We start from the raw sequence: 26898 nt of genomic DNA, 5'->3' as shown, positions 1-26898 counted from the left end.
ACCCGAACCGCCCGAGGGGCGGCGGACCGCTGATGCGGACCGCCGCCCCTCGGCGTGTTCCTGGGGGCCTCAGAGCGCCTGCGCCGCCGGCTTCACCATGCCGCGCACCGTACGGGACTTGACGAACTGCCCCATACCGGTCATCTCCCACTCGCCGGTGAACTGCTTGATCAGCTTCGCCATCATGACGCCCGTCTGCGCCTCGGCGTTGGTGAGGTCGAAGCGGACCAGCTCCTCGCCGGACGCCGCGTCGATCAGGCGGCAGTACGCCTTCGCGACCTCCGTGAACTTCTGGCCGGAGAACGAGTTCACCGTGAAGACCAGGCCCGTGACGTCCTGCGGGAGACGGCCGAGGTCGACGACGATCACCTCGTCGTCACCGCCGCCCTCGCCCGTGAGGTTGTCGCCGGAGTGCTTGATCGCGCCGTTCACGATCGACAGCTTGCCGAAGTAGCAGCTGTCGACGTGGTTGCGCTGCGGGCCGTACGCGATGACGGACGCGTCGAGGTCGATGTCCTTGCCGCGGAACGCGGGCTCCCAGCCGAGACCCATCTTGACCTGCGAGAGCAGCGGACGGCCGCCCTTGACCAGGGACACCGTCTGGTTCTTCTGGAGGCTGACGCGGCCCTTGTCCAGGTTGATCTTCCCGGCGCCGGGCGCGGGCGCGGCGGGGGCCGCCGCGGCGACGGGCGCGGCCTGACGCGGGTCGGCGACCGGCGGGGGCGGGCCCTGCACCGGCTGACCCACCGGAGGAGCCGGGGGAGCGGGAGGTGCCACGGGCGCGGCGGCCGGGGCCGGGGCGGGCTCCTCCACCGAGACGCCGAAGTCCGTGGCGATGCCCGCGAGACCGTTGGAGTACCCCTGGCCGACCGCGCGGGCCTTCCACGCGCCGTTGCGCAGGTAGATCTCGACGATCACGAGGGCGGTCTCGGTGCCGAGCTGCGGCGGCGTGAAGGTGGCGAGCACCGAACCGTCGTCGGCGTTGCGGATCGTGGCGGTCGGCTCGATGCCCTGGAAGGTCTGGCCCGCGGCGTCCGGGCTCGCGGTCACGACGATCTTCTCGATGCCGGACGGCACGGCGGCCGTGTCGACGGTGACCTTGTCGGGGGTCGTGCCGCCGCCCGACTGGTAGGTCACGCCGGGCCCGGAGGGCTGGTTGAAGAAGATGAAGTCGTCGTCGGAGCGCACCTTGCCGTCGGCGGTGAGCAGCAGGCCCGATACGTCGAGCCGCACCGGAGCGGCGACGTCCACCGCCACGCGGGCGGCGGTCAGCGGGATGTTCGAGCCGGGGGTCATAGCTGTCATGCCAGGGGTAACGAACGATCCCGCTTTGCCGTTCCCTTACCCGGCGAAGGTTTTTTCAGCCGCGGTTGCGCGGGTGCGCGCGGGCCACGCGTTCGTTGCCTCGCTTGTAGTTCCCGGTCCAGCGGGCCATCACCAGCTGCGGGTCGCCGCCCGTCACCTCGCCGAGGAACTGCTCGGCGCGGCCGCCGCGCAGCGTTCCCGCGGCACGTCCGCCGTGGGTGATCAGGACGGTTCCGTCGACGCGCTCTTCGTACGTGAATCCATGAGGTCTCGGCATGGCCGGGAGCGTATGTCCCGGCCCGCCCGCGCGGTACCGAATTACGGCACGACCACGATCTTCCGTCCCACCCCGGCGGCGAACCGTTCGAGTGCCTCCGGGTACTCCGTCAGGGGCAGCCGGTCGCTGATGAAGACGTCGGGGTCGAGGACGCCGGCCGCGAAGAGTTCCGCCGCCCGCTCGTAGCTGTGCAGGACCGCCATCGAACCGGTGATGGTGATCTCCTGGTTGTAGATGCGGTACGGGTCGATCCGCACCCGTGTGGCGTAGTCGGCGACGCCGAACTGCAGGAACGTGCCCGCCTTGGCGACCCGTTCGAGACCGTCCTGGATCGCGGCTGCGTTGCCGGTCGCGTCGATGACGACGTCCCAGCCCTGGGGGCGGTCCAGCTCGTCCGCGCCGGCCGCCGACCCGGAGACGCCGAGGCGTCGTGCCGTCGCGAGCCGGTCCGCGTTCAGGTCCACGACGTCCACGCTCGCCGCGCCCGTGCGCTTGGCGAGTTCCAGCATCATCAGGCCCATCGTCCCGGAGCCGTAGATCAGGACGTGGGCGCCGAGCCGGGAGCGCAGCACGTCGTAGCCGCGCACCGCGCAGGACAGCGGCTCGATGAGGGCGGCGTCCTGGGTGCGGACATGGTCGGGCAGGCGTACGCAGTTGGCGGCGGGCGCCACCGCGTACTGGGCCGCGCCGCCCGCGGTGGTCACGCCGATCGCGGCCCACCGCTCGCAGAGGTTGCCCCGGCCGTCCCGGCAGTAGCGGCACTCGTGGCAGTGCAGCGAGGGGTCCACGGCGACCCGGTCGCCGACGGCGAGGGTCCGGACGTCGCTGCCGAGCGCGACGACCTCCCCGGCGAACTCGTGCCCCGGCACGACCGGCAGGGTCGGTGCGAACTCCCCCTGGAGGATGTGCAGATCGGTGCCGCACAGGCCGCACGCGGCGACCTCGACGACGACGTCACGGGGGCCCGGGGTCGGGTCGGGCACTTCCCCGACGACGGCCTTGCCCACGGACTCGATGATGGCGGCCTTCACTTGGCGGCTCCCTGGTTCATTTGACGGCTCCCAACGACAGGCCCTGGACCAGCTTGTCCTGGGCGGCGAACCCCGCGGCGAGCACCGGCAGGGAGATCACGAGCGACGCGGCGCACACCTTCGCCAGGAACAGGCCCTGGCTGGTGATGAAGCCGGTCAGGAAGACGGGCGCGGTCTGGGCGACGACGCCCGTGAGGACCCGCGCGAAGAGCAGCTCGTTCCAGCTGAAGATGAAGCAGATCAGGGAGGTCGCGGCGATCCCGGGGAGCGCGATGGGCGCCACCACGCGCGTGAGGATCGTCGGCAGCCGCGCCCCGTCGATCTGCGCGGCCTCGACGACGGGTCTGGGCACCTCGGCGAGGAACGACTGCATCATCCACACCGCGATCGGCAGGTTCATCGAGGTGTAGAGCAGGACGAGCAGCCAGATGTTGTCCAGCAGGCCGGTGTTCTTGGCGAAGAGGTAGATCGGCAGAAGACCCGCCACGACCGGCAGCATCTTCGTCGACAGGAAGAAGAAGAGCACGTCCGTCCACTTCTTCACGGGCCGAAGGGACAGGGCGTACGCGGCCGGCAGCGCGAGGACGAGGACCAGCAGGGTCGAGGCGAGCGAGGCGACGGTCGAGTTGATCAGGGACGGCCAGGGGCTCGCGCCGCCGCCCGTCCCGAAGAAGTCCCGGTAGCCGTCGAGGGTGAGCGGGGCGGCCAGCGAGGGCGGGTTGGTCGCGGCGTCCTCCTCCGAGTGGAAGGAGGTCAGGGCCATCCAGGCGATGGGCAGGAAGAACAGGATCCCGGCGAGCCAGGCGGTGAGCCCCAGGCCGATTCCCTTGCCGCGCGCGTTCTTCATCAGCGGGACACCTCCTCACGGAACAGGGACGAGACGACCCGCAGGGCGAACGTCGCGATGATGATCGATCCGATGACGACGAGCACGCCCGCCGCGGACGCCAGGCCGTTCTCGTGGGCCTGGTAGAAGCTCTGGTAGACGGTGTACGGCAGGTTCGCCGTGCCGAGGCCGCCCGAGGTGAGGGTGAAGACGGCGTCGAAGTTCTGCACGATGTAGATCGAGCCGAGCAGCGCGCCCAGTTCGAGGTAGCGGCGCAGATGCGGCAGCGTCAGATGGCGGAAGACCTGCCAGTTGCTCGCGCCGTCCATGCGGGCCGCCTCGATCAGCTCGGAGTCGCGGCTCTGCAGCCCCGCGAGCAGGATCAGCATCATGAAGGGCGTCCACTGCCACACGAGGGACGCCTCGATGGCCAGGAGCGGCGTGTCGGAGATCCAGTCCGGCTGGGCCGCCGAGTCCCCGCCGACCCAGTGCAGCAGCCCGTTGAAGAGCCCGTACTCGGGGTTGTAGAGCACGTGCTTCCACAGCAGCGCGGCGGCCACGGGGACCAGCAGGAACGGCGCGATGAGCAGTGTGCGGACCAGGCCGCGCCCCTTGAACCTCCGGTTCAGGAGCAGGGCGAGACCGAGTCCGAGTACCAGGCTCGCGAGCACCACGGTCGCGGTCAGGAGGATCGTGGTGAGCACGGACTTGCGCAGGTCGGGGTCGGTGAGGACCTCGGAGTAGTTGCCGAACCCGGTGAAGCTGCGGGCGTCGGGGTAGAGGGCGTTCCAGTCGAAGAAGGAGATCACCAGGGTCGCCACGAAGGGCAGTTGGGTCACGGCGATCATGAAGATGAGGGCGGGCAGCAGGGGCGCCCTGGTGGCCCAGGCGCGCAGTCGGTTCGAGGGTGACGCGGTCTTGGGGGTGGGCACGCGCGTGTGCCGCACGGTGGGGGTGTTCGCGGTGGCGGTCATCGTCCCTCGTACTCCTCGGAGATCTTCTCGGCGAGGTCCTGTGATTTCTTGAGGGCCGAATCGACGGACTGGCGTCCGGCGATGGCCGCGCTGATCTCCTGGGAGACCTTGGTGCCGAGGTCGGTGAACTCGGGGATGCCCACGAACTGGATGCCGGGCGCCGGGCGTGGCTGCACGCCGGGGTCGCGGGGCCTGGCGCCTTCGATGGCGGCGCGGGTGACGTCCTGGAAGGCGGCGGCCTCCTCGCGGTACGCGGGGTTGGCGTAGGTCGACGCGCGCTTGCCCGCGGGGACGTTCGACCAGCCGATCTTCTCGCCGACGAGCTTCTCGTACTCCTTGCCGGAGGCCCAGGAGATGAACTTCCAGGCCTTGTCCGGGTTGCGGGAGGCCTTCTGCATGCCCCAGGCCCAGGTGTAGAGCCAGCCGGAGTTCCCGGTCTTCGCCACGGGGGCCGGTACGTAGCCGATCTTGCCCTTGACCGGGGACTTGGCGGACTCCAGGGACCCGGCGGCGGCCGTGGCGTCGTACCACATGGCCGTCTTGCCCTGGGTGAGGTTGTTGAGGCACTCGGCATAGCCGGACTGCGCGGCTCCGGACTCGCCGTGCTCGCGGACGAGGTCTACGTAGAAGCGGGTTGCCTTTTCGAACTCGGGGGAGTCCAGTCGGGCCTTCCAGTCCTTGTCGAACCAGGTGCCCCCGAAGGTGTTCACCACGGTCGTGAGCGGTGCCATCACCTCGCCCCAGCCGGGGAGTCCGCGCAGACAGATGCCCTTCATCCCCGGTTCCTTACCGTCCACGCGGGCGGCGAGGTCCGCGACCTGCTGCCAGGTGGGGTGCTTCGGCATGGTCAGGCCGGCCTTCGCGAAGACGTCCTTGCGGTACATCAGGAAGGACGACTCTCCGTAGAAGGGCTGTCCGTAGAGCTTGCCGTCGCTGCCGGTGAGCGACTGGCGCATGGGCGGCAGGATGTCCTTCTCGTCGTACGTCCTGTCCTTGCGCGCGTACGAACCGACCTCGTGCAGCCAGCCGTTCTTGGCGTAGATCGGTATCTCGTAGTTGCTGAGCGTCGCGACGTCGTACTGGCCCGCCTGGTTGGCGAAGTCCTGGCTGATCTTGTCGCGGACGTCGTTCTCGGGCAGGACGGTGAAGTTCACCTTGATGCCCGTCTCCTCGGTGAAGTGGGCGGCGGTGAGCTTGCGCAACTCCACCATCTGCGGGTTGTTCACCATGAGGACGTTGATGGAGTCGCCTGAACCTGCCCCGCCGGCGCCGGCCCAGCAGCCGGCGAGCAGCGGGACGAGCAGCGCCCCTGCGGCGGCCGCGGCGAGCGCGCGCGGCCTCCGTCGGCTCGGGGTTCGCATGAAAGCTCCTGAGGGTGTTTCGGGGCGTGCGGGACCCCGGATCGGCGTACGGGGAATGGGGGAGGGGAGTGGGGAGTGGTGACCGTGGGCGGAAAAGGGACGGGGTGGGCGTCAGACGCGGAGGACCTGCGGGCCCAGGAGGGAGTAGCGGTGCGCTTCGGACGCGGGAAGACGACTGCTCGTGACGATCGTGTCGAGGTCGCCGATCCCCGCGAACCGGCAGAAGCTCGTCGCCCCGAACTTGGTGTGCACGCCCATGAACACCGTGCGCCGCGACGCCCTGATGGCCTGCGCCTTCACCTCGCTGACGGCGGGATCGGGCGTCGTCAGGCCGTGTTCGCGGGAGATGCCGTTGGCGCCGATGTACGCCAGGTCGATGACGAACCCGGCGAGCATGCGGGTCGTCCAGTGGTCGACGGTGGCGAGCGTGCCGGGCCGCACCCGGCCGCCGAGCAACAGCACGGTGATGTTCTCGGCCTCGGCGAGGGACCCCGCGGTGGCCAGGGAGGCGGTGACGACGGTGAGCGGGCGGCCCGCCGCGGCCCCGGGCAGCGACTCGGCGATCAGTTGCGGGGTGAAGCCCTCGTCGACGAAGACCGTCTCGGCGTCGCCGAGGAGTTCGGCGGCGGCAGCGGCGATGCGCCGCTTCTCCGGGACGTGCATGGTCGTGCGGAAGGCGAGGGTGGTCTCGAACCCCGCGCTCTCCACGGGATAGGCGCCGCCGTGGGTGCGGCGGACCAGGCCGTGGTCCTCCAGGGCCCGCAGGTCGCGGCGGACGGTCTCCTTGGCGACGCCGAGCTCACCGGCGAGGGCCGTCACGTCGACGGAGCCGGCGTGCCGGGCCGCGTTGACGATCCGCCGCTGACGTTCCTCCGCGGTCATCGGCGCCACCTTCTTCCCCTGGGTCTGCGGTCCGCGGGCTGCGGTCCGTGGTCCGGCGCGGTGCCCGTTCGGGCCTGTGGGGAAGTTCTACAGCGCGGACGAGGGGGGTTACCAGGCTCCGAGCGGGCACGATGATGCCCGTATCTGCCCGCTTGGCGGGGCGGGGGCCAGGGGTGCGGGGTGCGGGCGTGCCCGTTTAAGGGGCACGGTGTGCCCGTTCGGTGCCCGAACGGGGGCGGGCGGGCGCGGATCGGGGCGCGGATTCCTCAGTACGGCCAGACCGGCGGGTTCGTGCAGAAGTGGCCGCCCAGGTGTGCGTGGTCCGGGTTCGCGGGGTCCAGTTCGCCCTGCTCGGCGAGCAGCTTCGGCGCGTACTGCTCGGAGTCGTCCCGCGGGTCGTAACCGAGCGCCCGCGCGGAGGAGAGGTCCCACCACAGGCGGGTGTTGGCCGACGAGCCGTACACCACGGTGTGCCGCACGTCCTCGGCGGTGAGGGCCGCGTGGAAGAGCCGGGCGCCGTCCTCGGGGCTCATCCAGACCGACAGCATCCGCACGCTCGTCGGCTCGGGGAAGCACGATCCGATGCGGACCGACACGGTCTCGATGCCGTGCTTGTCCCAGTAGAACTGGGCCAGGTCCTCGCCGAACGACTTCGACAGGCCGTAGAAGGTGTCGGGACGGCGCGGTGTGTCGACCGGGATCAGCGGATCGTCGCCTTGGGGACGCGGGGTGAAGCCCACGGCGTGGTTGGAGGAGGCGAAGACGATCCGCCGGACGCCTTCCTCGCGGGCCGCCTCGTACAGGTGGTACGTGCCCTCGATGTTGGCCTTGAGGATCTTGTCGAAGGTGGACTCCAGGGAGATGCCCGCGAGGTGGAGTACGGCGTCGGTCCCGCGCACGGCGTCGCGCAGGGCGTCCCGGTCGGCGAGGTCGGCCTTGCGGGCGTCCGGCTCGCCGTCGACGGGGCGGACGTCCAGCAGGCGCAGGTCGTAGCCGTACGCGGGCAGGAGGCCGCGCATCAGGGTGCCGAGGCCGCCGGCTGCGCCGGTGAGCAGGACGGTGCGGGGAGCGGGCATGCGGGTCTCCTCGGGCGGCGTACGTGCGCGCGTACTCATGCGCGTACGAGATTCACATGTATGGACGAGTGGCAGGTTAAGGATCTCCGCCGAGTGGCGTCAAGGAGACGTGGGGGGCGGTGTGTCCGTCTCGCCGCGGGCAGTTCAGCCGCTTGACCGGCGCCGATGGGGCGCCTTAGCGTGGTGCTGTTCAGAGATATGGACGTGAATCAGAAACGTGCACGCCTAGGGAGAGTCCGTGACGTCAGCTTCCCTCGCTTCCCGACTGCGCGTCCCCAGCGGGCCGCTGTTCTTCCCGGTCACCGCATACGGGCCCGATGGCTCCCTCGACGTGGAGACCTTCCGCACCCATGTGCGCGGCGGCATCGAGGCCGGGGCGGCGGCCGTGTTCGCGTGCTGCGGCACGGGCGAGTTCCACGCGCTGACCCCCGAGGAGTTCCAGGAGTGCGTCACCGCCGCGGTCGAGGAGACGGCGGGCCGGGTGCCGGTGGTCGCGGGCGCCGGATACGGCACCGCGCTCGCCGTGCGGTACGCGCGCCTCGCCGAGGAGGCGGGCGCCGACGGGCTGCTCGCCATGCCGCCCTACCTCGTCGTCGCCGAGCAGGAGGGGCTCGTCCGGCACTACACGGAGCTGGCCGCCGCCACCTCCCTGGACGTCATCGTCTACCAGCGCGACAACGCCGTCCTCACCCCGGAGACGGTCGTCGAACTCGCCCGCGCGGACGGGATCATCGGCTTCAAGGACGGCCTCGGCGACATGGACCTGATGCAGCGCACGGTCAGCGCCGTGCGCGCCGAGGTGCCGGGCGACTTCCTGTACTTCAACGGCCTGCCGACCGCCGAGCTGACCGGCCTCGCCTACCGCGGCATCGGCGTGACCCTCTACTCCTCGGCGGTCTTCTGCTTCGCGCCGGACATCGCGCTCGCCTTCCACCGCGCGTTCAACGCCGGTACGCCGGAGGGGGACGCCCTGGTGAACCGCCTCGTCGACGGCTTCTACCGGCCCTTCGTGGAGCTGCGCGGCCTCGGCCGGGGGTACGCGGTCTCCCTCGTCAAGGCGGGCGTGCGCCTGGGTGGTCTGGACGTCGGGCCCGTGCGGCCGCCGCTGCACGAGCCGGCCGGCGAACACGTCAAGCGCCTCGCCGAACTCGTCGCGCAGGGCCGGGAGCTGCTCGGGACCACGCACCCGGGGGCGGGCGCGTGAAGGCCGCCGCGTTCCTCTACCCGTGGGACGTCGTCGGCGACCCCGACGCGCCCGCACGCCTCGCCGACCTCGGCATCCGCCAGGTCACCCTCGCCTCCGCCTACCACTCCACGCGCGCGCTGACCCCGCGCCACCCGCGCCACCGCGTCGTCACGGCCGCGCACGCCGCGGTGCTCTACCCGCCGGGCGACCGCTGGCGCGGCCGCGAGCTGCGGCCGTACGCGGCCGGGGACTGGGCGCCGGGCGACGCCTACGGAGAGGCGGAGCGAGCCCTGCGCGACGCCGGGCTGGACGTCCACAGCTGGGTGGTCCTCGCCCACAACTCCCGCATGGGCGCCGAGCACCCGGCGACCTCGGTGGTCAACGCCTACGGAGACCGCTATCCCTGGGCGCCCTGCATCGCGCAGCCCGCCACGCGCGCGTACCTCACCGCTCTCGCGGCCGAGGCAGCCGTACGCCCCGGGCAGGAGACGCGCGGCACCGAACTGGAGTCCTGCGGCTGGTACGGCCTGGCGCACCTGCACGCCCACGACAAGATCGGCGGCGTCACCCTCGGCGAGGCCGGGCAGTACCTGATGTCACTCTGCTTCTGCGGCTCCTGCCGGGAGGGGTACGCGGGACAGGGCCTCGACCCCGACGAGCTGGCCCGGGCCGTGCGCGGCGGCCTGGAGCCGGTGTGGCGCGGCGGCGAGGGGGGCGACGGTTGGCCTGCCGTCGAGAAGCTGCTCGGCGCGGACCGGGCGGCGGCCACGCGCGCGTGGCGCGAGGAAACCGCCCGCACCCTCCAGGAGACCGTCGTCGTCGCCGTCCGCGCGGCGGCCCCGACCGGCTTCCAGGTACTGCTCCACGCCGACCCGGTGCCCTACCACTGCGGCGCCAACGCGGGCGTCGACCCCGGGCACATCCTCTCCGTCGCCGACGGCGTGGTCGTGCCCTGCACGGGCGGCGCGCACCTCCTGGAGCCGTTCGCCGCGCGGGCCGGGGACGACGCGGTCCTCGCGGCCAACCTCACCGTCGTGAGCGGCATGGGCGGCAGCCCCGCGACCCTCGCTGCGGACGCCGCACGGGCGGCCGAGCTCGGCGCCACGGAACTGCGGCTCTACCACGCGGGATTGGCCTCGGACGCCGACCTCGCGCACATCGCGAAGGCCCTGTCGCACGCGAAGTGATCACCGATACGATCCGCGCACCACAACCGTCACTCCCGTACCACGGGACAGAGGGGGAAGAGTGCGCAACAAGGGGATATCCGCGCTGGTCTGCGCCGGAGTGATGGCGGGCGCCGCGGCGTTCGGCGCCGCGCCGTCCGCGGCCGCGCAGCCGACGGCAGCTCACGAGGCGGCCGCGGCACCCGGCAAGGAGGCCACGGCGACCGGCAAGGACACCACGGCCGGAACCACCGCCTCCGACACTCGTGACCACATCCGCGAGCGCCTGGAGCGAATACCGGGCCTGACGGTCGTCTCCGTGGCGGACAAGGAGGGCCACCCCCTCTACACGCTCACGTACAGGCAGCCCGTCGACCACCGCAGGCCCCACGGCGCCACCTTCACGCAGCGCGCCACGCTCTGGCACAAGGCCACGGACAAGCCGACCGTCCTGTACACCGGCGGCTACACCCTCGCAGGCGGCACGACCGCCCTCACCAAGCTCATCGACGCCAACCAGGTCAGCGTCGAGCACCGCTACTTCGCCGAGTCGCGGCCCAAGGGCGCCGCGGGCGACGACTGGTCCAAGATGACCGTCGAGCAGGAGGCCGCCGACGAGCACCGCCTCACCCGGGCCCTGCGCACCATCGAGAAGGGCAAGTGGCTCGGCACCGGCGCCAGCAAGGGCGGCATGACCGCGACGTACCACGAGCGCTTCTACCCCCGGGACCTCGACGCGGTCGTCGCGTTCGTCGCGCCGAACGACGCGGACAACCGCGACGACTCCGGGTACGAACGCTTCTTCCGGACAGTCGGCGACCAGCAGTGCAGGACCGCGCTGAACGCCGTGCAGCGCGAGATGCTCGTACGCCGCGACGCGCTCCTTCCCAAGTTCGAGGCGGACGCGAAGGCCGCGGGTGACACGTTCGAGGAGACCCTCGGCACCACCGACCGCGCCTACGAGTTCGCGGTCCTCGACCAGGTCTGGAACTTCTGGCAGTCCGGCACCGCCGCCGACTGCCCGACCGTGCCCGACGCGAAGAAGGCCACCGACGACGAGCTCTACTCCTGGTCGAAGGAGCACGGCTTCAGCGTCTACCAGGACGAGTCCCTCGGCACCAACGGCACGGGCCCCTACTACCGCCAGGCCGCCACCCAACTCGGCTGGGCCGACCTCAGGTTCCAGCACCTCAAGGACGTCCGCCACTACCCGGACATCTACCAGCCCAACTCGGTGCTGCCCGCCGCCATGCGCGGCACGTACGACAACAGGACCATCGCGGACGTCGACCGCTGGGTGAAGAAGCGCGGTGAGCGCATGATGTTCATCTACGGCGAGAACGACCCGTGGAGCGCCGAGAAGTTCACCCCGAGCCGCCACGACTCCTACCGCTACGTGGTCCCCGGCGCCAACCACGGTGCCTCGATCGCGAAGCTCCCCGCAGCGGAGCAGGCGAAGGCCGTCGCGACCATCAAGCGCTGGGCGAACGTGCAGTAACCCGGGCCCGGGAGGGCCTCAGCAGGGGTGCGGCGATCAGCAGTCGTGCCCCTGCGAGCACCGGGAGCAGTACCGCGATGTCGACGGTCTCCACCAGGGCCGCGCCCGTCGCGATGCCGAGGGCGGTCGGGGCGAACATCAGCGTGCTGGCCGTGGCCGCCACCCGGCCGAGGAGTGCGTCCGGTGTCTCGCGCTGCACCGCGGTCAGGCCGGCGATCAGGACGCACGGGAGTCCGACGCCGTTCGTGAGGCTTCCGGCGAGGGCCGACGCGTCGTTCGGGACCGCCGAGAGGGCGGCCGCCACGGCGGTCAGAGCGATGCCCGCGCCGCCGAATCGGCGCGCCCCGAACCGGCGGATCAGCGCCCCCGACGCCACGCCCACCGCGACGGAACCGACGCCCTGGGCGACGTACAGCACGCCCGCGTAGGAAGCGGGGCGGCCGAGGTTCTCGGCGATGGCGTAGACCGTGGCGCCGCTGATGCCCGAGGTCAGCATCGTCAGGCCGCCCGCCACCACGAGAGGGCGCAGGCGGGCGTGCCCCCAGAGATGGCGGGCTCCGTCTCCCGTTCTTGCGCGCAGCGGCGTGGGGTCGGGCGCAGGCGCTGTCTCCCGGACCCGCAGCAGCGCGAACATGCCCGCCGCCAGCACGAACGTCACCGCGTCCAGGAGGGCCACCCGGGCGCCGCCGTACGCGGCGTACAGGCCCGCCCCGGCGAGCGGTGCCACCAGCTTCATGCCCTCGTTCGCGGACATCCGCAGGCCGTTGAAGTCGCCGAGGAGGTCCTTGTCGAGTGCCGTCGCGGCCAGGGCCGCCTCCGCCGCGTCGGTGACGACGCCGCACGCCCCGTACACCACGAGGACCGTGAAGAGGATCCACAGGCGGGCCGGTGTGTCCACGGTGAAGAGGGCGAGGAGCAGGGCGGCCAGGGCCAGGTTGGTCGTCACCAGGAGCGGTCTGCGGCGTGTGCGGTCGGCGAGGGTGCCGAGGAGGGGGCCGGCGAGGGTGGGGGCCCACAGCGCGAGCTGGCAGAGGGCGGCGAGTCCGTCCGAACCCGTCAGCTCCTTCACCCAGATCCCGGAGGCCAGCCACAGCGCGGAGGTCCCGAAGCCGGAGACCAGCACGGCACCCAGGTACAGACCCGCGTTGCGGTCCCGCAGGACGCGCCCGATCGAAGTTTCCATGGGTGGTGATGGTGGTGTCTAAGGACCCCTGCCCGGTATCGGGCGACTGACCGAGCAGGTGCGATGAGTTCGGGGCGCGGGGGCGGTCTACAAGGGGAGACGTACCGTATTCGCATCCTCAGAAGGACATCCCATGGCCGACATGTTCGACTTCGGGCCGCAGGCCCGCCTCGTGGCGCGCATCGCCGAACACATCACCGACGAGCAGCTCGCGGCGCCCACCCCCTGCCCCGAGTACGCGGTGCGCAACGTACTGGGCCATGTGCTCGGCCTCTCCCACGCCTTCGACCGGGCCGCGCACAAGGACTTCGTGCCCGAACTCGACCGCGACCCGGGCAGCACGCTCCCGGACGTCGGTCCGGGCTGGCGCGCCGACCTGCCGAAGGCCCTCGCCACCCTCGCCGACGCCTGGCGCGACCCGGCCGCCTGGGAGGGCATGACCCGCGCGGGCGGCATCGACCTGCCCGGCGAGGTCGCCGGACTCGTCGCCCTCGACGAACTCGTCGTGCACGGCTGGGACCTGGCGCGCGCCACCGGCCAGGAGTACGCCCCCGACGAGGCGAGCCTGCGGGCCGCCGAGGCGCTCCTCACGCCTGTCGAGGGCGGCGACGGGGACGACAGCGGGTTCTTCGGGACGCCCGTTCCCGTCGCCGACGACGCGCCCCTCCTCGACCGGGTGATCGGGCTCAGCGGGCGCGACCCGCACTGGGCAGCGCGCTCCTGACCCAGGTATGGATCAGGTAAAGGGTCGGGCCATGGGCTCCCCAGGGGCGGGTCGATGCGCGTAGACAGTCCTTGACCTGCCCGAACCCTGATGCGGAGACGCAACACATGCGCAAGTCCCTACGTGTGGCCGGCCTGGCCACTGCCTGCACCGTCGCCGGCGCCGCCCTCTACACCACCGGCGCCGCCAGTGCCGACCAGGCCCGGCCCCGGCCCACCAAGGAGCCCCACAACATAGGCCTGCTCGTCGGCGAGATCGACGAGTACTACGGCGCGACCAAGGGCGCGGACGGCGTCTGGAAGTCCTCGCCCGACAGCCCGTACGCCAAGGACCTGGCCCGCATCCAGGACAAGGCGAAGAAGGACATCAGGAAGGCGGCGCGGCACCCGCACCGCGGGCACGGCGAGAAGCCGGCCATCGTCCTCGACGTGGACGACACCGCCCTGCTCAGCTTCGACTACGAGAAGTCCACCAACTACACGTACAACAACGAAAGTTGGGACGCGTACGTCAAGGCGGCCAAGCGCCCCGCCGTGTTCGGCATGCCCGAGCTCGTGGCGTACGCGAAGCGCCACGGCGTCGAGGTCTTCTTCCTCACCGGCCTCGCCGAGTCGCAGCGCGAGGGCGCCGTCACCAACCTCGCCAAGGCGGGCTACAAGACGCCGCTCGACCGCACGCACGTGTTCACCAAGAACAAGCCGAACCCGCCCGCCTACCTGAGCCACTGCGCCACGCCCGACGCCTGGAAGTGCGACACCGTCCAGTTCAAGGAAGGCACGCGCAAGCACATCGAGTCCACCGGCTACAACATCATCGGCAGCTTCGGCGACCAGGTCTCCGACCTCGCCGGCGGCTACGCGGACCGGACGTACAAGCTCCCGAACCCGACGTACTTCGTGGGCTGACCGCTGCTCGGGTGACGGCCGTCGAGGGGTCGCGGCGCGAGATAGGTTGTAATCCTGACTAGGTCGGCATACGGTCTAGGTAGCTCAGTCGCTCAGGGTAGGGGGAACCCCATGACCATCTCGCCGGACTTCTCGGCCGCCTCGACGGCCGTCACCGCCGTGCTCGCCGCGTACCTGCTCCTCGGGGAGCCGTGGGCGGGACGGCGCATGTACGAGTCGCTGGCCCGCCGCAGGGACACCGAACCGCGCGCCCTGGTCCGCTACTTCGGCCTCGTCCTCACCCTGTGGTGGGCCTTCGCCGCCCTCGCCGTCGCCGCCCTGCTGCTCTCGCCCGGCACGGACGCCGCCGACTTCGGCCTCGCGATGCCGGACCGGCCCGTGTACGCCGTCACCGCCGTCCTCCTCGCCGGAGCGATCGCCGTGACGTCCGGGCGGAACTTCCGCGCCCTCGCCGAGCAGGGCAAGAACGTGCCGGGGCTCGCCTCCATCGAGGCGATGCTGCCGCGCACGGAGCAGGAGCGCAGGCTCGCGATCGCCGTCGCCGTGACCGACGGCATCGGTGCCGAGCTCGTCTACCGCGGCCTCCTCATCGCCTTCGGCGTCGGAGCGCTCGGCCTCGACCCGTATGTGGCGGCGGCCTTCTCGGTGCTCGTCTACGCCGTCGCCGGGTTCTACCAGGGCCGCCGGGGCGTCCTCGCCTTCGCGTTCTTCGGCGTCGTGTTCGCGGGTCTCTACCTCGCCTCGGGCAGCCTCCTGCTCCCCGTCGCCGTGCACGTCTTCCTCTCCGTGCGCGACCTGACGCTGCCCGCGCCGGAGAAGCTGCGCGCCGCGCCCGAAGCCGCCGTCTGAGAGGGAGTTCCGACGTGACGACCGACCGCCGCGCCAGCTGGTTCAAGGGCGTCCTCGACCTGCTCGTCCTCGCCGCCCTCACCGACGGCGAGAGCTACGGCTACGAGATCGCCAAGCGGCTCGGAGCCGCGGGCTTCGGCCAGATCAAGGGCGGCACGCTCTATCCCGTGCTCAACCGCCTGGAGGAGGCGGACCTGGTCGCCGCGGAGTTCCGCGCCACCGAGAAGGGCCCCGGGCGGCGCTACTACCGGCTCACCGATGCCGGGCGCGAGACCCTCGGCGAACAGGGCGGCCTGTGGCTCGCCTTCGACGGATCCGTACGCGACGTCCTCGCGAAGGCGGGAGTGGAACCACGATGAGCAATCAGTACAAGCAGGACACGCAGTACGCGCGCGACGGTTACCTCATCGACCTCGCCGAGCGGCTCCAGGCGCGCGGCCTGCCCGCCGACCGTGTCGAGGCGACCGTCACCGACCTCGCCGCGCACCTCGACGAGTCCGGCGCCGAGGACGCGGAGTCCGAGTTCGGGCCCGCCGACGCGTTCGCCGCCCAACTGGTGCCCGGCACGGGGGTGCGGGCACCAGGGGCGGCGGACGAGCCGGGCGAGCCGGACGGCGCGGGCGAGACGGTGGAGACCTGGCGCTGGATCGCCGACACCTACGTCGACGAGGAGCTCCTCAACCGCTTCGGCGACGAGGGCTGGGAGGTCGAACGCGTCGACGCCATCGGCCGCTTCGTCAGCCATCGGGACCTGGCGCAGCCGCAGCGCTGGGAGTACCGGCGCGAGCTGATCACGCGCGGGCGCGAGGGCCTCGACGAGCGGCTCGCCCCCGACGGCTGGGAGGCCTGCGGGACGTGGGTCGTCTATGCCTGGTTCAAGCGGCCGCGGGCGGCGAGCCTCGGCCCCGCGGCGCGGCTGGAGTCGCCGCCGCCGGCGCCGGAGCGGTCCCGCTTCTTCAGCCGCAAGTTCTCCGTGCTCCTCGCCGTGCTCGCCCTCGCGGTGGCCGTCGCCGGTGTCTCCGTAGCCGTCGACGACGGGGAGGCGAGCAGCGGATACGGCTTCGTGGTGGGGCTGCTCGCCGGAGGGGGCGCGGTCGTGGGTGCGGCATGGGCCCTGCAGATGTGGCGGGGGCGCCGCCCCTGACCCGGGAAGGGCCGGGGGCAGGAGCTCAGGACTTCAGCGCCGCCGCCATCATCGCCTTGGCGATCGGCGCCGCCAGACCGTTGCCGCTGACCTCGTCGCGCGCCGCGCTCGACGACTCGATCATCACCGCGACCGCCACCTCCTTGCCGTCGCCGCCCTTGGCATACGACGTGAACCAGGCGTACGGCGTCTTGCTGTTGTTCTCGCCGTGCTGCGCCGTACCGGTCTTGCCGCCCACCGTCGCGCCGTCGATCTTCGCGTTGGTGCCGGTGCCCTTCTCCACGACCGTCCGCATCGCGGACTGCAGGCCCTCGGCGGTCGACGCGTCCATCACGCGCTGGGACGCGCCGTCGTCGTACTTCTCCAGGACGTCGCCGCCGGAGTCGCTGATCTGCGACACCATGTGCGGCTTCGCCAGCACGCCGCCGTTGGCGATGGCCGCGGAGACCATCGACATCTGGAGCGGCGTCGCCGTGACGTCGAACTGGCCGATGCCGCTGAGCGCGGTCTGCGCCTTGTCCATGTCGGAGGGGTAGACGCTCTCGGCCGCGCGCACGGGCACGTCCAGCTTGTCCGTGTCGAAGCCCATCTTGTCCGCCATCGCCTTGACCTTGTCCTGGCCCAGGTCGACGGCCATCTTCGCGAAGACGTTGTTGCACGAGTACTGCAGCGCCGTGCGGATGTTCGCGTCCTCGCAGGGAGCCGACTGGTTCTCGTTCCTGAGGACCGTGCGCGTGCCGGGCAGCGTGTACGGGTTCGGGCTGCTCGTCCGCTCGTCCACCGAGCCGTAGAGACCGTCCTCCAGGGCCGCCGCCGCGACGACCAGCTTGAAGGTGGAGCCGGGCGGGAGCGGCTGCCGCATCGCGCGGTTGACCATCGGCTTCTCCTTGTCGGTGGTCAGCTCCTTCCACGCCTTGGAGTCCGACGAGCCGCTGATCCTCGACGGGTCGTACGACGGGGTCGAGACCATGCCGAGGATGCGGCCGGTCTTGGGGTCGATGGCCACGGCGGCGCCCTTGGTGTCGCCGAGCGCCTTGTACCCGGCCTTCTGCACCGCCGGATCGATCGTCGTGACCACGTCACCGGGGGCGGCCCGCTTGTTGGTGAGCACGTCGAGGGGGTTCTTCAGGCGGTTGTCGGTGCCGTCGAGCAGGTCCTTGTAGATGCCTTCGAGCTGTGTGGCGCCGTACACCTGCGAGCTGTACCCCGTGATGGGCGAGTAGAGGTCGCCGTTCTTGTACGTGCGCTTGTACGCGAGGTCTCCTCCCTTCGTCCGTTCGGAGCCGGTGATGGCCTCACCGCCCACGATGATGTCGCCCAGCGGATTCGCGTACTGCGCCATCACGTTCCGCCGGTTGTGCTTGTCGTCCGCGAGAGCCGTCGAGTCGTGGAACTGCACCCATGTCGCCCGCACCAGCAGGGCGAGCACGAGCAGCAGCGCGAAGACCGAGGCGCGCCTGATCGTCTTGTTCATCCCGTGGGAGGACGAACGGAGGGAAGGGTTTCGTTCCCTTCTGCCGTGCTTGAGACCGTTTTCTCATCCAGCCTTCATGAAGCCCGCCTCGTACGCCGCGATCACCGCCTGCGTGCGGTCCCGCGCCCCCGTCTTGGCGAGGACGGACGCCACGTGGGTCTTCACCGTCGCCGCGCCCACGCCCATCCGTCCGGCGATCTCCGCGTTGGTCAGACCCGCCGCCATCAGCCGCAGCACCTCGCTCTCGCGGCCGGTGAGGCGGGCCACCCAGGCGGGCGGGGCGGGCTCGGCGCGGCCGTACTCCGCGGCCAGGGCGCGGACCGCCGAGGGAAAGAGCAGCGAGTCGCTGCGCGCGACGAGCCGGACCGCCTGGACGAGCTCGTCCGCGTCCGCGCGTTTGAGGAGGAACCCGGCGGCTCCGGCGCGCAGCGCCTCGTACACGTACGCGTCGTTCTCGAAGGTCGTCACGACGACGACGCGCGGCGGCCCGGACATCGTCCGCAGGATCTGCTCGGTGGCGCGGATGCCGTCGACCTCCGGCATGCGGACGTCCATCAGGACCACGTCGGGCTTCAGGTCCCGTACGACGGAGACCGCCTCGGCACCTGTCGCCGCCTCGCCGACCACCTCGATGCCCTGCTCGGCCGAGAGGATCGCGCGCAGGGCGGTGCGGACCATGCGTTCGTCGTCGGCGAGGACGACCCTGATGCCGTTCGCGGTCATCGCTGTCTCTCCACTCGCTCACCTGTCAGGGGAAGTCGTACGTCCAGTCGCCACGTGCCGTCCCGGGGGCCCGCGTCCGCCGTGCCGCCGAGCAGCCGGGCCCGGTCGGCGATGCCGCGCAGGCCGTGGCCGCCGCCGGGCCGGGAGGAGGCGGCGGTGGTGGGCCGGGCCGGGAGCGGGTTCTCGGCGGTGACGGTCAGGTCGGTGCCGTCCATGGCGATGCGCAGGGTCACGGAGGTGGCGTCGTCGCCGTGCCGCAGCGCGTTGCTCAGGGCCTCCTGGACGATGCGGTAGGCCTCGCGGGAGACCTGCGGGGGCAGCGCGTCGGGGTCCGTGCCGAGGTCCGCGTCCACCGTCGCGGACACGCGCAGGCCGCCCGCGCGGGTGCGGCGAAGCAGCCCTTCGAGGTCGGCGGCGAGTGTGGGCGCGGGGGCCGTCGGGCGGGCGCCGGTGCCCTCGCCGGTCTCCCGCAGCACGCCGAGCACGGCGTCCAGTTCGCCGACCGTGCGACGCGTGGTGTCCTCAATGGCGGCGAGCGCATCGCGCACGAACTCCGGGTCGTGGTCGAGGACCCGGCGGGCCGCGCTCGCCTGGAGGGTGACGGCGCTCAGGGCATGGCCGACCGAGTCGTGCAGCTCGCGCGCGAGGCGGTTGCGCACGGCGAGGTCGGCGGCGCGGCGCTCGGCGGCCGCGAGCCGGTCGGCGGGCGTCGGCCCGAGCAGGTCGGGCGCCCGGCGTGCGAGGAGTCCGCCGGCCGCGGCGGCGCAGGCGGCGAGCGCGGCGAGCGAGAGGAGGCCGGCGACGGGGGAGAGGACGAGCCACCATGGCTCGTCGAAGAACGGGGGCGCCCCCGTGCTGTCGTCCCGCAGCGCGGGGACGAACGGCAGCGCGACGAGAAACGCCGCGAACGGCGGCAGCGCGAGCGACATGCCGCTGATGACCCCGCCGAGGCCGAGGTGCAGCGTGAACCAGGCGACGGTGCGGCCGCGCGCCGCGCGGGTCCGCGCGGGCCCGTCGGCGAGCGACTCGTCCGGCACCGCGCACAGGGCGCGCACGGCGGCCACCGACATGGGCCGGGTCAGCGGGAACAGCGCGGTGATCGCGGCGAGCGGCAGGCCCACCGCGAACGCGCTGAGCTGGGCGCCGAGCGAGCCGAAGAACGTCTTGTCGCCGAAGAGCGGTCCGACGACGACGGAGCCGACGAAGACGTACGGCATGGCGAGGGCGCCGCCGAGGATGAGGTGGATCCACCGGCGGCGTGTCCGACGCCCGAAGAGGGCGGTGGCCGGTGACGTCACGCCGCGGACCTCGCCCGCCGCGTCAGGTGGCGGGCTCCGGCGGCGGCCACGAGCAACCCGGTGATCATCTGCACAGCGTAGGTCAGAACCATCGGGCCGGAGGGGCCCGCGGTGAGATCGTCCGCGGGGCCGGTGAGTGAGGCGGCGAGCAGCCAGGCGCCCCAGCAGCCCGCTGCCCCCGAGCCCGCCCAGGCCAGGGCGAGCGGCACCTTCACGGGGAGCGCGGGAAGCAGCCGGAAGGCCAGTACGAGGGCGCCGCCCACGGCGGCGACGAGGTAGCCGACGTCCAGGGACTCCAGTACGTGGAAGTCGGCCGTACGCTCCCGGGCCCGCCCCGCGTCGAGCCCCGCTGTGGAGCCCGCGGCCCACAGGGCGTGCAGGCCGGCGGGGAAGAGGGCGAGCAGTGCGGCGACGGCCACGGCGGTCCGCGTCCACCGGTCGCCGACGGACGGCGGCCCCTCCCCGACCCGCCCGCGCCACAGGTGCCCCCAGCGGTCCCGCGCGTAGAGCGCGAAGAGGGAGCCGAGCGCGACGCCCTGCAGGATGAACCCGGTATACACGACGCCGAAGACCCAGCCGTCGAGGAACGGCTCGTCCCCGCTGCCGCCGCCCGACCCTCCGTCGCTGCCGCCGAACGCCCTGACCACGAGCTGCAGCGGAAACCCGGCCATGATCGGCGTCAGCAGCCCGGTGGCGACCCACATCGGGCCCGCGAGCAGCCAGGCGGGCATCCGACGCCCCCACGGCCGGGTCAGCAGCAGCGCGAGCACGATGACGCCCGCGTCCATGAGGACGGTCAGCCCGTTGGCGACGATCATCGTGAGCCGGTGCTCCAGCAGGGGACTGCCGTCGGGAATCCCGAGGTGACTCCCGCCGATCCAGGCGGCCTTGAGGGCGAGATACGGCACGCAGGAGACCACGGAGACGAACCGGAGGGCGCGCCGGGGCCGGCTGAGGCCGAGCGCCGTGGGCGCGGCGGGAGGAGGCCCGGCGGGCGGGGCGGCCGACGGCGATGCGGGGGACAGGCTCTGCGACATGCCTCAACGCTCCCGCCCGACCACCCCTCCGCACCTCCTGCCCCGCGACGATCCGCCTCCGCCGCGCGGCGGAGACTCAGCCGCCGCGCAGGACGAGGACGACCTCGTCGATCTCCGTTCCGCGGGCCGGGGCGTACCCGCGGTCCTGCGCGGAGATCTCGAAGCCGCACTTTTCCAGGACCCTTATCGACGCCGCGTTGTCCGCCGCCGCGCGGGCGTAGAGCGGGCGGTCCGGCTCCAGTTCCAGGAGGCCGCGCAGGGCCGCCGTGGCCAGGCCGCGGCCCCAGTACGCGCGGTCGATCCAGTACGTGACCTCCCGCTCGCCCGGCGCCCCGTACACCCCCGCGTTCCCCACCACGTCCCCGTCCGCGAGGACCGTGCGGATGGCGATGTCGGCGGAGGCCCGCATCTTCGTCCAGTGCGCCTCGAAGGCGTCGTGATCGGCCGGGTCCTCCGGGGTGAACGCGGCCATGTGGGTCGCCTCGGGGTCGTTCATCTGCCGGAAGAAGACGGGCAGATCGCTGTCGTGGACTTCGCGCAGGCTGACATCCATGCGTCAGAGCCTACGAGTAGCCAGTGACAGCCGGTCGCGCGCGTCGAAGAGCGCGTCCTTCACCATCTGTTCGTGCGCGGGCGTGAGCCGCGCCACCGGCACCGAGCAGCTGATCGCGTCGCGCGCGGGCGTGCGGTAGGGGATGGCCACGCCGAAGCAGCGCAGGCCGAGCGTGTTCTCCTCGCGGTCCACCGCGAAGCCCTGCTCGCGGACCGCGCGCAGCTCATCGATGAGCTTCTCGCGGTCGGTGATGGTGTGCTCGGTGAGCGCGGGCAGCGTCTCGGGGAGCATCTTGCGGACCTGCTCGTCGGTGTACGTGGCGAGCAGCGCCTTGCCGAGCGACGTGGAGTGCGCGGGCAGGCGGCGGCCGACGCGCGTGAAGGGGCGCAGGTAGTGCTGCGACTGGCGGGTGGCGAGGTAGACGACGTTGGTGCCGTCGAGCCGCGCGAGGTGGATGGTCTCCGTGGTGTCGTCGGAGAGCCGGTCGAGGGTCGGGCGGGCGGCGGCCACGACCTCGTCGCCGTCGATGTACGACGTGCCGACGAGCAGCGCCCGCACCCCGATGCCGTACCGCGTGCCGGTCGCGTCCGTCTCCACCCAGCCGAGCTCCACCAGGGTGCGCAGCAGCATGTAGAGGCTCGACTTGGGGTAGCCGACGGCCTCCTGGACCGCGGCCAGGGAGTGCATTCCGGGACGGCCCGCGAAGTACTCGAGCAATTCCACCGTCCGCACCGCGGACTTGACCTGCGCGCCGCCTCCGGTCTCGCCAGCCGACATCGCCCTTGACCCCTTTGAACGCCGAGAAATAGTCTCCGAAGTCTCCGCCATTCACCAGCGAGGACAGCGTTCAGCATATCGAACAGCCCTGGTGAGTGGCATACCTCTGGAAAGGGAATCCGCGGTGGCAGCAGCACCAGTCTGGAGTGTCGACCCCCGAACCGGGAAGCAGCGCGAGCAGGTTGCGGTGGAGGCCACAGCCGAAGAGGTCGACGTCGCGGTCCGCGCCGCCGCCGACGCCGCGTCCGCCCTCGCCGACCGCACGGTCCGCGCCGCCTTCCTGCGCACCGCGGCGGACCTCCTCGAAGAAGCGAAGGACCACCTCGTCGAGGCCGCGGACGCGGAGACCGCACTCGGCCCCGTCCGGCTCACCGGCGAACTCGCCCGCACCTGCTACCAGTTGCGCGCCTTCGCGGACATCGTCGACGAGGGCGCGTTCCTCGGCATCGTCATCGACCACCCCGACGCCTCGGCGACCCCGCCCATCCCCGACCTGCGCCGCTACAAGATCCCCCTCGGCGTCGTCGCGGTCTACTCCGCCTCCAACTTCCCGTTCGCCTTCTCCGTGCCCGGCGGCGACACCGCGAGCGCCCTCGCCGCGGGCTGCCCCGTCGTGGTCAAGGCCCACCCCGACCACCCCGGCACCTCCGAGCTGGTCGCCTCCGTGCTGCGCAGGGCCGCCGTCCGGCACGGCATCCCCGAAGGCGTCCTCGGCCTCGTGCACGGCTTCGACGCGGGCGTCGAACTCGTCCGGCACCCGCTGGTCGCAGGAGCCGGCTTCACCGGCTCCATCCGCGGCGGGCGCGCCCTCTTCGACGCGGCCGCCGCACGGCCCGTGCCGATCCCCTTCCACGGCGAGCTCGGCTCCCTCAACCCCGTCGTCGTCACCGAGGCCGCGGCCGCCGAGCGCGGCGAGCAGATCGGCACCGGACTCGCGGGCTCCATGACGCTCGGCGTCGGCCAGTTCTGCGTCAAGCCCGGTCTGGTCCTCGCCCCCGAGGGCGCGGGCGGCGACCGGCTCGTCAAGTCCCTGACCGACGCGGTCAGCAACACCGAGTCGGGGGTGCTCCTCGACCACCGGATGCGGGACAACTTCGTCGCCGGGGTGCGCGAGCGCGCCGCACTGCCCGACGTGGACGCGCCGGTCACCCCCGGCGCGGGCGGCGAGCACACCGTCAGCGCGGGCTTCCTCACCGTCCCTGCCGCGCGCCTCGCCGCCGAAGGGGCGCACGACCTGCTCCTGGAGGAGTGCTTCGGCCCGGTCACCGTCGTCGCGCGCTACGCCGACGACGCGGAGATCACCGCCGTCCTCTCCCGCCTGCCCGGCAACCTCACCGCCACCGTGCAGCTGTCCTCGGACGAGGCGGCGGGGGAGAGCGGCCGCGGCGCCGAGCTGCTCGCCGAGCTCACCCCGCTCGCCGGACGCGTCCTCGTCGACGGCTGGCCGACCGGCGTCGCCGTCGCCCCCGCCCAGCACCACGGCGGCCCCTACCCCGCCACCACGTCGACCTCGACGAGCGTGGGCGGCACGGCCGTCGAACGGTGGCTGCGCCCGGTCGCGTACCAGAACACCCCCGAGCCGCTGCTCCCGCCGGAGCTGCGCGACGCCAACCCGCTGGGACTGCCCCGGCGTTACGACGGGCGCCTGCAACACTGAGCCCATGGACGTCACGATCCCCGAACTGCCCTTCCCGCTGCGCACCTACGGCCCCGACGGCGACTGGTCCCACGAGGACGGCGTCCTCACCGGCCGGGCGGGCCCCCGCCAGGACCGCTTCGTGCCCCCGACGGGCGCCGTCGTGGAGCCCGCGTCCGACGCGCCGCGCCTCCTCGGCGCCCCCGAGGGCGACTTCCAGCTGATCGCCCGCGTCACGGTCGGCTTCGCCGCCGCCTTCGACGCGGGCGTGCTGTACCTGCACGTGGGGGAGCGCGAGTGGGCCAAGCTCTGCCTGGAGCGCTCCCCGGACGAGCCCACGATCTGCACGGTCGTCACCCGCGGCCACTCCGACGACGCCAACGCGTTCGTCGTGGACGGCAGCAGCGCCTGGCTGCGCATCAGCCGTACGGGGTCGGCGTTCGCGTTCCACGCGTCGACGGACGGCGAGCGCTGGACGTTCGTGCGGATCTTCTCCCTCGGCGACGAGGAGGCGGCGGGCGCCGCCCTGGTCGGTTTCATGGCGCAGTCGCCGGTGGGGGAGGGCTGCGCGGTGACGTACGACCACATCGAGTTCCGCCCGAACTGGCCGAAGGGGCTGCGGGACGGCTCGTAGGCCCGGAACCCTGGAGTCGGACGCGGGTGCCGGTCGCGGCCGAGTGCTCGATCGCGTCGAGGAGGCGCTGGCGCCGCGCCGCGTGCGCGAAGTCCGGTGCGTGCGCGGTGCCTTCGGTGAGGTCGGCGAGGACCTGCGCGTACTGCGCCCCCACGTTGTACGCGGGCAGTCCCCGCAGCTCATCGATCGCGGGAACGTCGAAGCAGCGCGCGGGCACCGGGAGTTCGGAGACGCCCGTGTCCGTGCCGCGTCCGCCCCGCACCGTCAGGGACGCCTGCTGCAGATGACCCGAGTCGCCCGTGACCACGAGGTCGCCTTCCGTGCCGTTGATCTCCCAGTGGAAGTCCGTGCCCCGCGAGAGCCCGGCCCGGAAGTGCACCGAGGCGACGGCACCCGAGGCGAGCCGCCCGCTCACCGCGATCTGGTCGTCGACGGTCATCGCGGCCGGGCGGCCCGTGCCCTCCTCGTGCACCACGGGGCGCCGGGTCGCGAGGGTCGCGGAGACCTCGGTGAACTCGCCGAGCACCATCGAGACGGCGTCGATGGTGTGGCCGAAGGGGATGGTCAGCATGGTCCCGCCGTTCCGCCGGTCCAGGAGGTACTCCCCGGACGGTTCGAAGACGGGCCCCCAGCGCCGTCCCGACGCCACGAGACTCGTCGACAGGACCTCCCCGACGTACCCCTCCTCGACGAGGTCGCGCACGAACCGCACCGCCGGCGCCGAGCGGGCCTGCAGCCCCACGAACGTCCGCACCCCCGCCCGCGCCGCGGCCCCCGCGAGCTCCTCCGCCTCGGCGAGGCCGTTGCCGAGCGGCCACTCGCAGAGCACCGCCTTGCCCGCGTCCAGCGCGCCGAGGACCACCTCGCGGTGCAGCGGCACCCGCACGCTCACCACGACGAGATCCACCTCGTCGCTGCGGACGAGCTCCGCGGTCGAGCCGAAGGCCAGCGGCACCCCGTACCGGGCGCCCGCGGCCCGCGCCGAGGCATCGCTCGACGCGGACAGCGCGCGCAGCTCGTACCCGTCGAGCAGGGCCAGCGCGGGGACGTGGGAGTGCGGCGCCCAGCCGCCGCGGGCGGAGAGGCCGACGAGACCGACACGGACGGGAGCGGGGAAGGAGTTCATGCCCGGCACGGTAGGAGCCACCCCCTGATCACCCGCAAGGGACCCAACTATATTTTGGAAACCATGACTGGTCAGACCCCTGAAGACCGCTCCGCCCCGCACGACATCTACGGCCTGCTCTGCCCGGGCCGCGCGATCTTCGAGCTGCTCGTCAACAAGTGGACCGGCCTCGCCATCACCGCCCTGGAGGACGGGCCGCGCCGCTTCGGCGAGCTCCGCCGCAAGCTGGAGGGCGTCAGCCCGAAGGTGCTCACCCAGACCCTGCGCCGCCTGGAGGACCACGGCCTCGTGACCCGCACGGTCCACGCCGAGGTGCCGCCCCGCGTCGAGTACGCGCTGACCGACCTCGGCCGCGGCGCCCTGGAACCCCTCGCCCACCTGCGCACCTGGATCAGGGCGAACGCGGGGAGCTTCACGGCGGCCCGGTGAGGCCGGGGGAATGCGGTGCTTTGCCCGTACGTTGACGGCAGGAGCGGGGGCCACCTCCGCGCCGACCTGACGTACGACCTGAAGAGAGCCACACACATGCGCGTCGAGATCTGGAGCGACATCGCCTGCCCCTGGTGCTACGTGGGCAAGGCCCGCTTCGAGAAGGCGCTCGCCGCCTTCCCGCACCGTGACGGCGTCGAGGTCGTGCACCGCTCCTTCGAGCTGGACCCGGGGCGCGCCAAGGGCGACACCGGGCTCGTCCTGCCGATGCTGATGCAGAAGTACGGCATGAGCGAGGAGCAGGCCCGCGAGGGCGAGCGGCGGCTCGGGGAGAACGCGGCCGCCGAGGGCCTCGACTACCGCACCGAGGGCCGCGACCACGGCAACACCTTCGACATGCACCGCCTGCTGCACCTCGCCAAGGAGCAGGGCAGGCAGCACGAGCTGATCGGGCTGCTCTACCGCGCGAACTTCGCCGAGGAGCGGTCCGTCTTCGCGGACGACACGCGCGTCGTCGAGCTCGCCGTCGAGGCGGGTCTGGAGGAGGCCGAGGTGCGGGCCGTTCTCGCCGACCCCGACCGGTACGCCGACGAAGTCCGCGCGGACGAGCGCGAGGCCGCCGAGCTGGGCGCGAACGGCGTGCCGTTCTTCGTCCTCGACCGCAAGTACGGCATCTCCGGCGCCCAGCCCGCCGAGGTCTTCACGCAGGCCCTGGAGCAGGCGTGGGGCGAGCGCGCGCCGCTCACCACCCTCGCGTCGGCCGACGGCGGCGACGCGTGCGGGCCCGACGGGTGCGCGGTTCCGCAGGCCTGACACGCCGCATA

Annotated in this window: 28 protein-coding genes; 12 read left to right on the top strand and 16 right to left on the bottom strand. The window is 72.2% G+C overall.

Features of this window, described 5'->3' with window-relative positions; translation table 11 throughout:
- Positions 1-69: 69 nt before the first annotated feature.
- The 8 genes from DEJ49_RS07810 to DEJ49_RS07775 form a co-directional block, all read right to left on the bottom strand.
- A complete protein-coding gene (locus DEJ49_RS07810) occupies positions 70-1296 on the bottom strand; it encodes a TerD family protein (protein ID WP_190329574.1) in 1227 nt (408 codons plus the stop codon).
- Positions 1297-1360: 64 nt separating this feature from the next.
- Complete coding sequence (locus DEJ49_RS07805) at positions 1361-1582, bottom strand: hypothetical protein (protein WP_150183444.1); 222 nt, start codon at positions 1580-1582, stop codon at positions 1361-1363.
- Between the two features lie 41 nt (positions 1583-1623).
- Positions 1624-2613: a zinc-dependent alcohol dehydrogenase family protein gene (locus DEJ49_RS07800; protein WP_150183443.1), complete on the bottom strand. Its 990-nt coding sequence runs from the start codon at positions 2611-2613 to the stop codon at positions 1624-1626.
- A gap of 16 nt (positions 2614-2629) precedes the next feature.
- Positions 2630-3460, bottom strand: coding sequence for a carbohydrate ABC transporter permease (locus DEJ49_RS07795; protein WP_150183442.1), 831 nt, complete (start codon positions 3458-3460; stop codon positions 2630-2632).
- Positions 3460-4413 (bottom strand): carbohydrate ABC transporter permease, encoded by a 954-nt coding sequence (locus DEJ49_RS07790; RefSeq protein WP_223832761.1) that lies wholly within the window; start codon positions 4411-4413, stop codon positions 3460-3462. Before DEJ49_RS07790 ends, DEJ49_RS07795 begins: the two co-directional genes overlap by 1 nt.
- A complete protein-coding gene (locus DEJ49_RS07785) occupies positions 4410-5774 on the bottom strand; it encodes an ABC transporter substrate-binding protein (RefSeq protein WP_150183441.1) in 1365 nt (454 codons plus the stop codon). The genes DEJ49_RS07790 and DEJ49_RS07785 overlap by 4 nt, the downstream gene beginning before the upstream one ends.
- 111 nt (positions 5775-5885) lie before the next feature.
- Complete coding sequence (locus DEJ49_RS07780) at positions 5886-6656, bottom strand: DeoR/GlpR family DNA-binding transcription regulator (RefSeq protein ID WP_190329294.1); 771 nt, start codon at positions 6654-6656, stop codon at positions 5886-5888.
- A gap of 266 nt (positions 6657-6922) precedes the next feature.
- A complete protein-coding gene (locus DEJ49_RS07775; RefSeq protein ID WP_150188102.1) occupies positions 6923-7732 on the bottom strand; it encodes an NAD-dependent epimerase/dehydratase family protein in 810 nt (269 codons plus the stop codon).
- Positions 7733-7970: 238 nt separating this feature from the next.
- Between DEJ49_RS07775 and DEJ49_RS07770 the strand changes: the two genes are divergently transcribed.
- The 3 genes from DEJ49_RS07770 (at position 7971) to DEJ49_RS07760 (ending at position 11582) form a co-directional block, all read left to right on the top strand.
- The gene (locus DEJ49_RS07770) at positions 7971-8936 is read left to right on the top strand and encodes a 5-dehydro-4-deoxyglucarate dehydratase (RefSeq protein ID WP_150183439.1); all 966 of its coding nucleotides are present in this window, start codon (positions 7971-7973) and stop codon (positions 8934-8936) included.
- Positions 8933-10105, top strand: a complete 1173-nt coding sequence (locus DEJ49_RS07765) for a hypothetical protein (protein WP_150183438.1) — start codon at positions 8933-8935, stop codon at positions 10103-10105. The genes DEJ49_RS07770 and DEJ49_RS07765 overlap by 4 nt, the downstream gene beginning before the upstream one ends.
- A gap of 61 nt (positions 10106-10166) precedes the next feature.
- Positions 10167-11582, top strand: coding sequence for a S28 family serine protease (locus DEJ49_RS07760; RefSeq protein ID WP_150183437.1), 1416 nt, complete (start codon positions 10167-10169; stop codon positions 11580-11582).
- Here the strand turns inward: DEJ49_RS07760 and DEJ49_RS07755 are convergent.
- Positions 11557-12765 carry an MFS transporter gene (locus tag DEJ49_RS07755; protein WP_150183436.1) on the bottom strand — a complete coding sequence of 403 codons (1209 nt, stop codon included), beginning with the start codon at positions 12763-12765 and terminating at the stop codon, positions 11557-11559. The genes DEJ49_RS07760 and DEJ49_RS07755 overlap by 26 nt on opposite strands.
- Before the next feature lie 133 nt (positions 12766-12898).
- Here DEJ49_RS07755 and DEJ49_RS07750 point away from each other — a divergent pair, with 133 nt between their 5' ends.
- From DEJ49_RS07750 to DEJ49_RS07730, 5 genes are all read left to right on the top strand, one after another.
- Positions 12899-13489 carry a TIGR03086 family metal-binding protein gene (locus DEJ49_RS07750; RefSeq protein WP_190329293.1) on the top strand — a complete coding sequence of 197 codons (591 nt, stop codon included), beginning with the start codon at positions 12899-12901 and terminating at the stop codon, positions 13487-13489.
- A 107-nt stretch (positions 13490-13596) separates the two neighbouring features.
- Positions 13597-14394, top strand: a complete 798-nt coding sequence (locus DEJ49_RS07745; protein ID WP_150183435.1) for an HAD family acid phosphatase — start codon at positions 13597-13599, stop codon at positions 14392-14394.
- A gap of 111 nt (positions 14395-14505) precedes the next feature.
- Positions 14506-15243 carry a CPBP family intramembrane glutamic endopeptidase gene (locus tag DEJ49_RS07740; protein ID WP_150183434.1) on the top strand — a complete coding sequence of 246 codons (738 nt, stop codon included), beginning with the start codon at positions 14506-14508 and terminating at the stop codon, positions 15241-15243.
- Between the two features lie 14 nt (positions 15244-15257).
- The gene (locus DEJ49_RS07735) at positions 15258-15602 is read left to right on the top strand and encodes a PadR family transcriptional regulator (RefSeq protein WP_150183433.1); all 345 of its coding nucleotides are present in this window, start codon (positions 15258-15260) and stop codon (positions 15600-15602) included.
- Positions 15599-16387 (top strand): hypothetical protein, encoded by a 789-nt coding sequence (locus DEJ49_RS07730; RefSeq protein ID WP_150183432.1) that lies wholly within the window; start codon positions 15599-15601, stop codon positions 16385-16387. Before DEJ49_RS07735 ends, DEJ49_RS07730 begins: the two co-directional genes overlap by 4 nt.
- 25 nt (positions 16388-16412) lie before the next feature.
- Here DEJ49_RS07730 and DEJ49_RS07725 read toward each other — a convergent pair whose 3' ends face one another.
- The 6 genes from DEJ49_RS07725 to DEJ49_RS07700 form a co-directional block, all read right to left on the bottom strand.
- Positions 16413-17861 carry a peptidoglycan D,D-transpeptidase FtsI family protein gene (locus DEJ49_RS07725; protein ID WP_150183431.1) on the bottom strand — a complete coding sequence of 483 codons (1449 nt, stop codon included), beginning with the start codon at positions 17859-17861 and terminating at the stop codon, positions 16413-16415.
- A 63-nt stretch (positions 17862-17924) separates the two neighbouring features.
- Positions 17925-18584 carry a response regulator transcription factor gene (locus tag DEJ49_RS07720; RefSeq protein ID WP_150183430.1) on the bottom strand — a complete coding sequence of 220 codons (660 nt, stop codon included), beginning with the start codon at positions 18582-18584 and terminating at the stop codon, positions 17925-17927.
- Complete coding sequence (locus DEJ49_RS07715; protein ID WP_223832760.1) at positions 18581-19882, bottom strand: sensor histidine kinase; 1302 nt, start codon at positions 19880-19882, stop codon at positions 18581-18583. Before DEJ49_RS07715 ends, DEJ49_RS07720 begins: the two co-directional genes overlap by 4 nt.
- On the bottom strand, positions 19879-20919 hold the full coding sequence (locus tag DEJ49_RS07710; protein ID WP_190329292.1) for a hypothetical protein: 1041 nt from the start codon (positions 20917-20919) through the stop codon (positions 19879-19881). The genes DEJ49_RS07715 and DEJ49_RS07710 overlap by 4 nt, the downstream gene beginning before the upstream one ends.
- A gap of 76 nt (positions 20920-20995) precedes the next feature.
- The gene (locus DEJ49_RS07705) at positions 20996-21472 is read right to left on the bottom strand and encodes a GNAT family N-acetyltransferase (RefSeq protein ID WP_150183429.1); all 477 of its coding nucleotides are present in this window, start codon (positions 21470-21472) and stop codon (positions 20996-20998) included.
- Positions 21473-21475: 3 nt separating this feature from the next.
- Positions 21476-22249, bottom strand: coding sequence for an IclR family transcriptional regulator (locus tag DEJ49_RS07700; protein ID WP_150183428.1), 774 nt, complete (start codon positions 22247-22249; stop codon positions 21476-21478).
- Positions 22250-22373: 124 nt separating this feature from the next.
- Here DEJ49_RS07700 and DEJ49_RS07695 point away from each other — a divergent pair, with 124 nt between their 5' ends.
- Positions 22374-23906: an aldehyde dehydrogenase (NADP(+)) gene (locus DEJ49_RS07695; protein ID WP_150183427.1), complete on the top strand. Its 1533-nt coding sequence runs from the start codon at positions 22374-22376 to the stop codon at positions 23904-23906.
- A gap of 4 nt (positions 23907-23910) precedes the next feature.
- Positions 23911-24519 (top strand): DUF1349 domain-containing protein, encoded by a 609-nt coding sequence (locus DEJ49_RS07690; protein ID WP_150183426.1) that lies wholly within the window; start codon positions 23911-23913, stop codon positions 24517-24519.
- Here the strand turns inward: DEJ49_RS07690 and DEJ49_RS07685 are convergent.
- Positions 24422-25645, bottom strand: a complete 1224-nt coding sequence (locus DEJ49_RS07685) for a Gfo/Idh/MocA family protein (protein ID WP_150183425.1) — start codon at positions 25643-25645, stop codon at positions 24422-24424. The genes DEJ49_RS07690 and DEJ49_RS07685 overlap by 98 nt on opposite strands.
- Before the next feature lie 63 nt (positions 25646-25708).
- Here DEJ49_RS07685 and DEJ49_RS07680 point away from each other — a divergent pair, with 63 nt between their 5' ends.
- Positions 25709-26074, top strand: coding sequence for a winged helix-turn-helix transcriptional regulator (locus tag DEJ49_RS07680; RefSeq protein WP_150183424.1), 366 nt, complete (start codon positions 25709-25711; stop codon positions 26072-26074).
- Between the two features lie 96 nt (positions 26075-26170).
- A complete protein-coding gene (locus tag DEJ49_RS07675; RefSeq protein ID WP_150183423.1) occupies positions 26171-26887 on the top strand; it encodes a DsbA family oxidoreductase in 717 nt (238 codons plus the stop codon).
- The last annotated feature ends 11 nt before the right edge of the window (positions 26888-26898 follow it).

The sequence above is a fragment of the Streptomyces venezuelae genome, assembly GCF_008642335.1.
GTDB lineage: Bacteria > Actinomycetota > Actinomycetes > Streptomycetales > Streptomycetaceae > Streptomyces > Streptomyces venezuelae_F.
Note: the sequence above shows the minus strand (reverse complement) of the source record. Positions and strands in the feature narration are given on the sequence as shown.

Coding starts and splice junctions, on each gene's coding strand:
- DEJ49_RS07675 (WP_150183423.1), top strand. CDS start 26,171: ATGCGCGTCGAGATCTGGAGCGACATCGCCTGCCCCTGGTGCTACGTG.
- DEJ49_RS07720 (WP_150183430.1), bottom strand. CDS start 18,584: ATGACCGCGAACGGCATCAGGGTCGTCCTCGCCGACGACGAACGCATG.
- DEJ49_RS07785 (WP_150183441.1), bottom strand. CDS start 5,774: ATGCGAACCCCGAGCCGACGGAGGCCGCGCGCGCTCGCCGCGGCCGCC.
- DEJ49_RS07685 (WP_150183425.1), bottom strand. CDS start 25,645: ATGAACTCCTTCCCCGCTCCCGTCCGTGTCGGTCTCGTCGGCCTCTCC.
- DEJ49_RS07690 (WP_150183426.1), top strand. CDS start 23,911: ATGGACGTCACGATCCCCGAACTGCCCTTCCCGCTGCGCACCTACGGC.
- DEJ49_RS07790 (WP_223832761.1), bottom strand. CDS start 4,413: ATGACCGCCACCGCGAACACCCCCACCGTGCGGCACACGCGCGTGCCC.
- DEJ49_RS07680 (WP_150183424.1), top strand. CDS start 25,709: ATGACTGGTCAGACCCCTGAAGACCGCTCCGCCCCGCACGACATCTAC.
- DEJ49_RS07750 (WP_190329293.1), top strand. CDS start 12,899: ATGGCCGACATGTTCGACTTCGGGCCGCAGGCCCGCCTCGTGGCGCGC.
- DEJ49_RS07730 (WP_150183432.1), top strand. CDS start 15,599: ATGAGCAATCAGTACAAGCAGGACACGCAGTACGCGCGCGACGGTTAC.
- DEJ49_RS07795 (WP_150183442.1), bottom strand. CDS start 3,460: ATGAAGAACGCGCGCGGCAAGGGAATCGGCCTGGGGCTCACCGCCTGG.
- DEJ49_RS07810 (WP_190329574.1), bottom strand. CDS start 1,296: ATGACCCCCGGCTCGAACATCCCGCTGACCGCCGCCCGCGTGGCGGTG.
- DEJ49_RS07805 (WP_150183444.1), bottom strand. CDS start 1,582: ATGCCGAGACCTCATGGATTCACGTACGAAGAGCGCGTCGACGGAACC.
- DEJ49_RS07775 (WP_150188102.1), bottom strand. CDS start 7,732: ATGCCCGCTCCCCGCACCGTCCTGCTCACCGGCGCAGCCGGCGGCCTC.
- DEJ49_RS07755 (WP_150183436.1), bottom strand. CDS start 12,765: ATGGAAACTTCGATCGGGCGCGTCCTGCGGGACCGCAACGCGGGTCTG.
- DEJ49_RS07745 (WP_150183435.1), top strand. CDS start 13,597: ATGCGCAAGTCCCTACGTGTGGCCGGCCTGGCCACTGCCTGCACCGTC.
- DEJ49_RS07705 (WP_150183429.1), bottom strand. CDS start 21,472: ATGGATGTCAGCCTGCGCGAAGTCCACGACAGCGATCTGCCCGTCTTC.
- DEJ49_RS07725 (WP_150183431.1), bottom strand. CDS start 17,861: ATGAACAAGACGATCAGGCGCGCCTCGGTCTTCGCGCTGCTGCTCGTG.
- DEJ49_RS07700 (WP_150183428.1), bottom strand. CDS start 22,249: ATGTCGGCTGGCGAGACCGGAGGCGGCGCGCAGGTCAAGTCCGCGGTG.
- DEJ49_RS07780 (WP_190329294.1), bottom strand. CDS start 6,656: ATGACCGCGGAGGAACGTCAGCGGCGGATCGTCAACGCGGCCCGGCAC.
- DEJ49_RS07710 (WP_190329292.1), bottom strand. CDS start 20,919: ATGTCGCAGAGCCTGTCCCCCGCATCGCCGTCGGCCGCCCCGCCCGCC.
- DEJ49_RS07740 (WP_150183434.1), top strand. CDS start 14,506: ATGACCATCTCGCCGGACTTCTCGGCCGCCTCGACGGCCGTCACCGCC.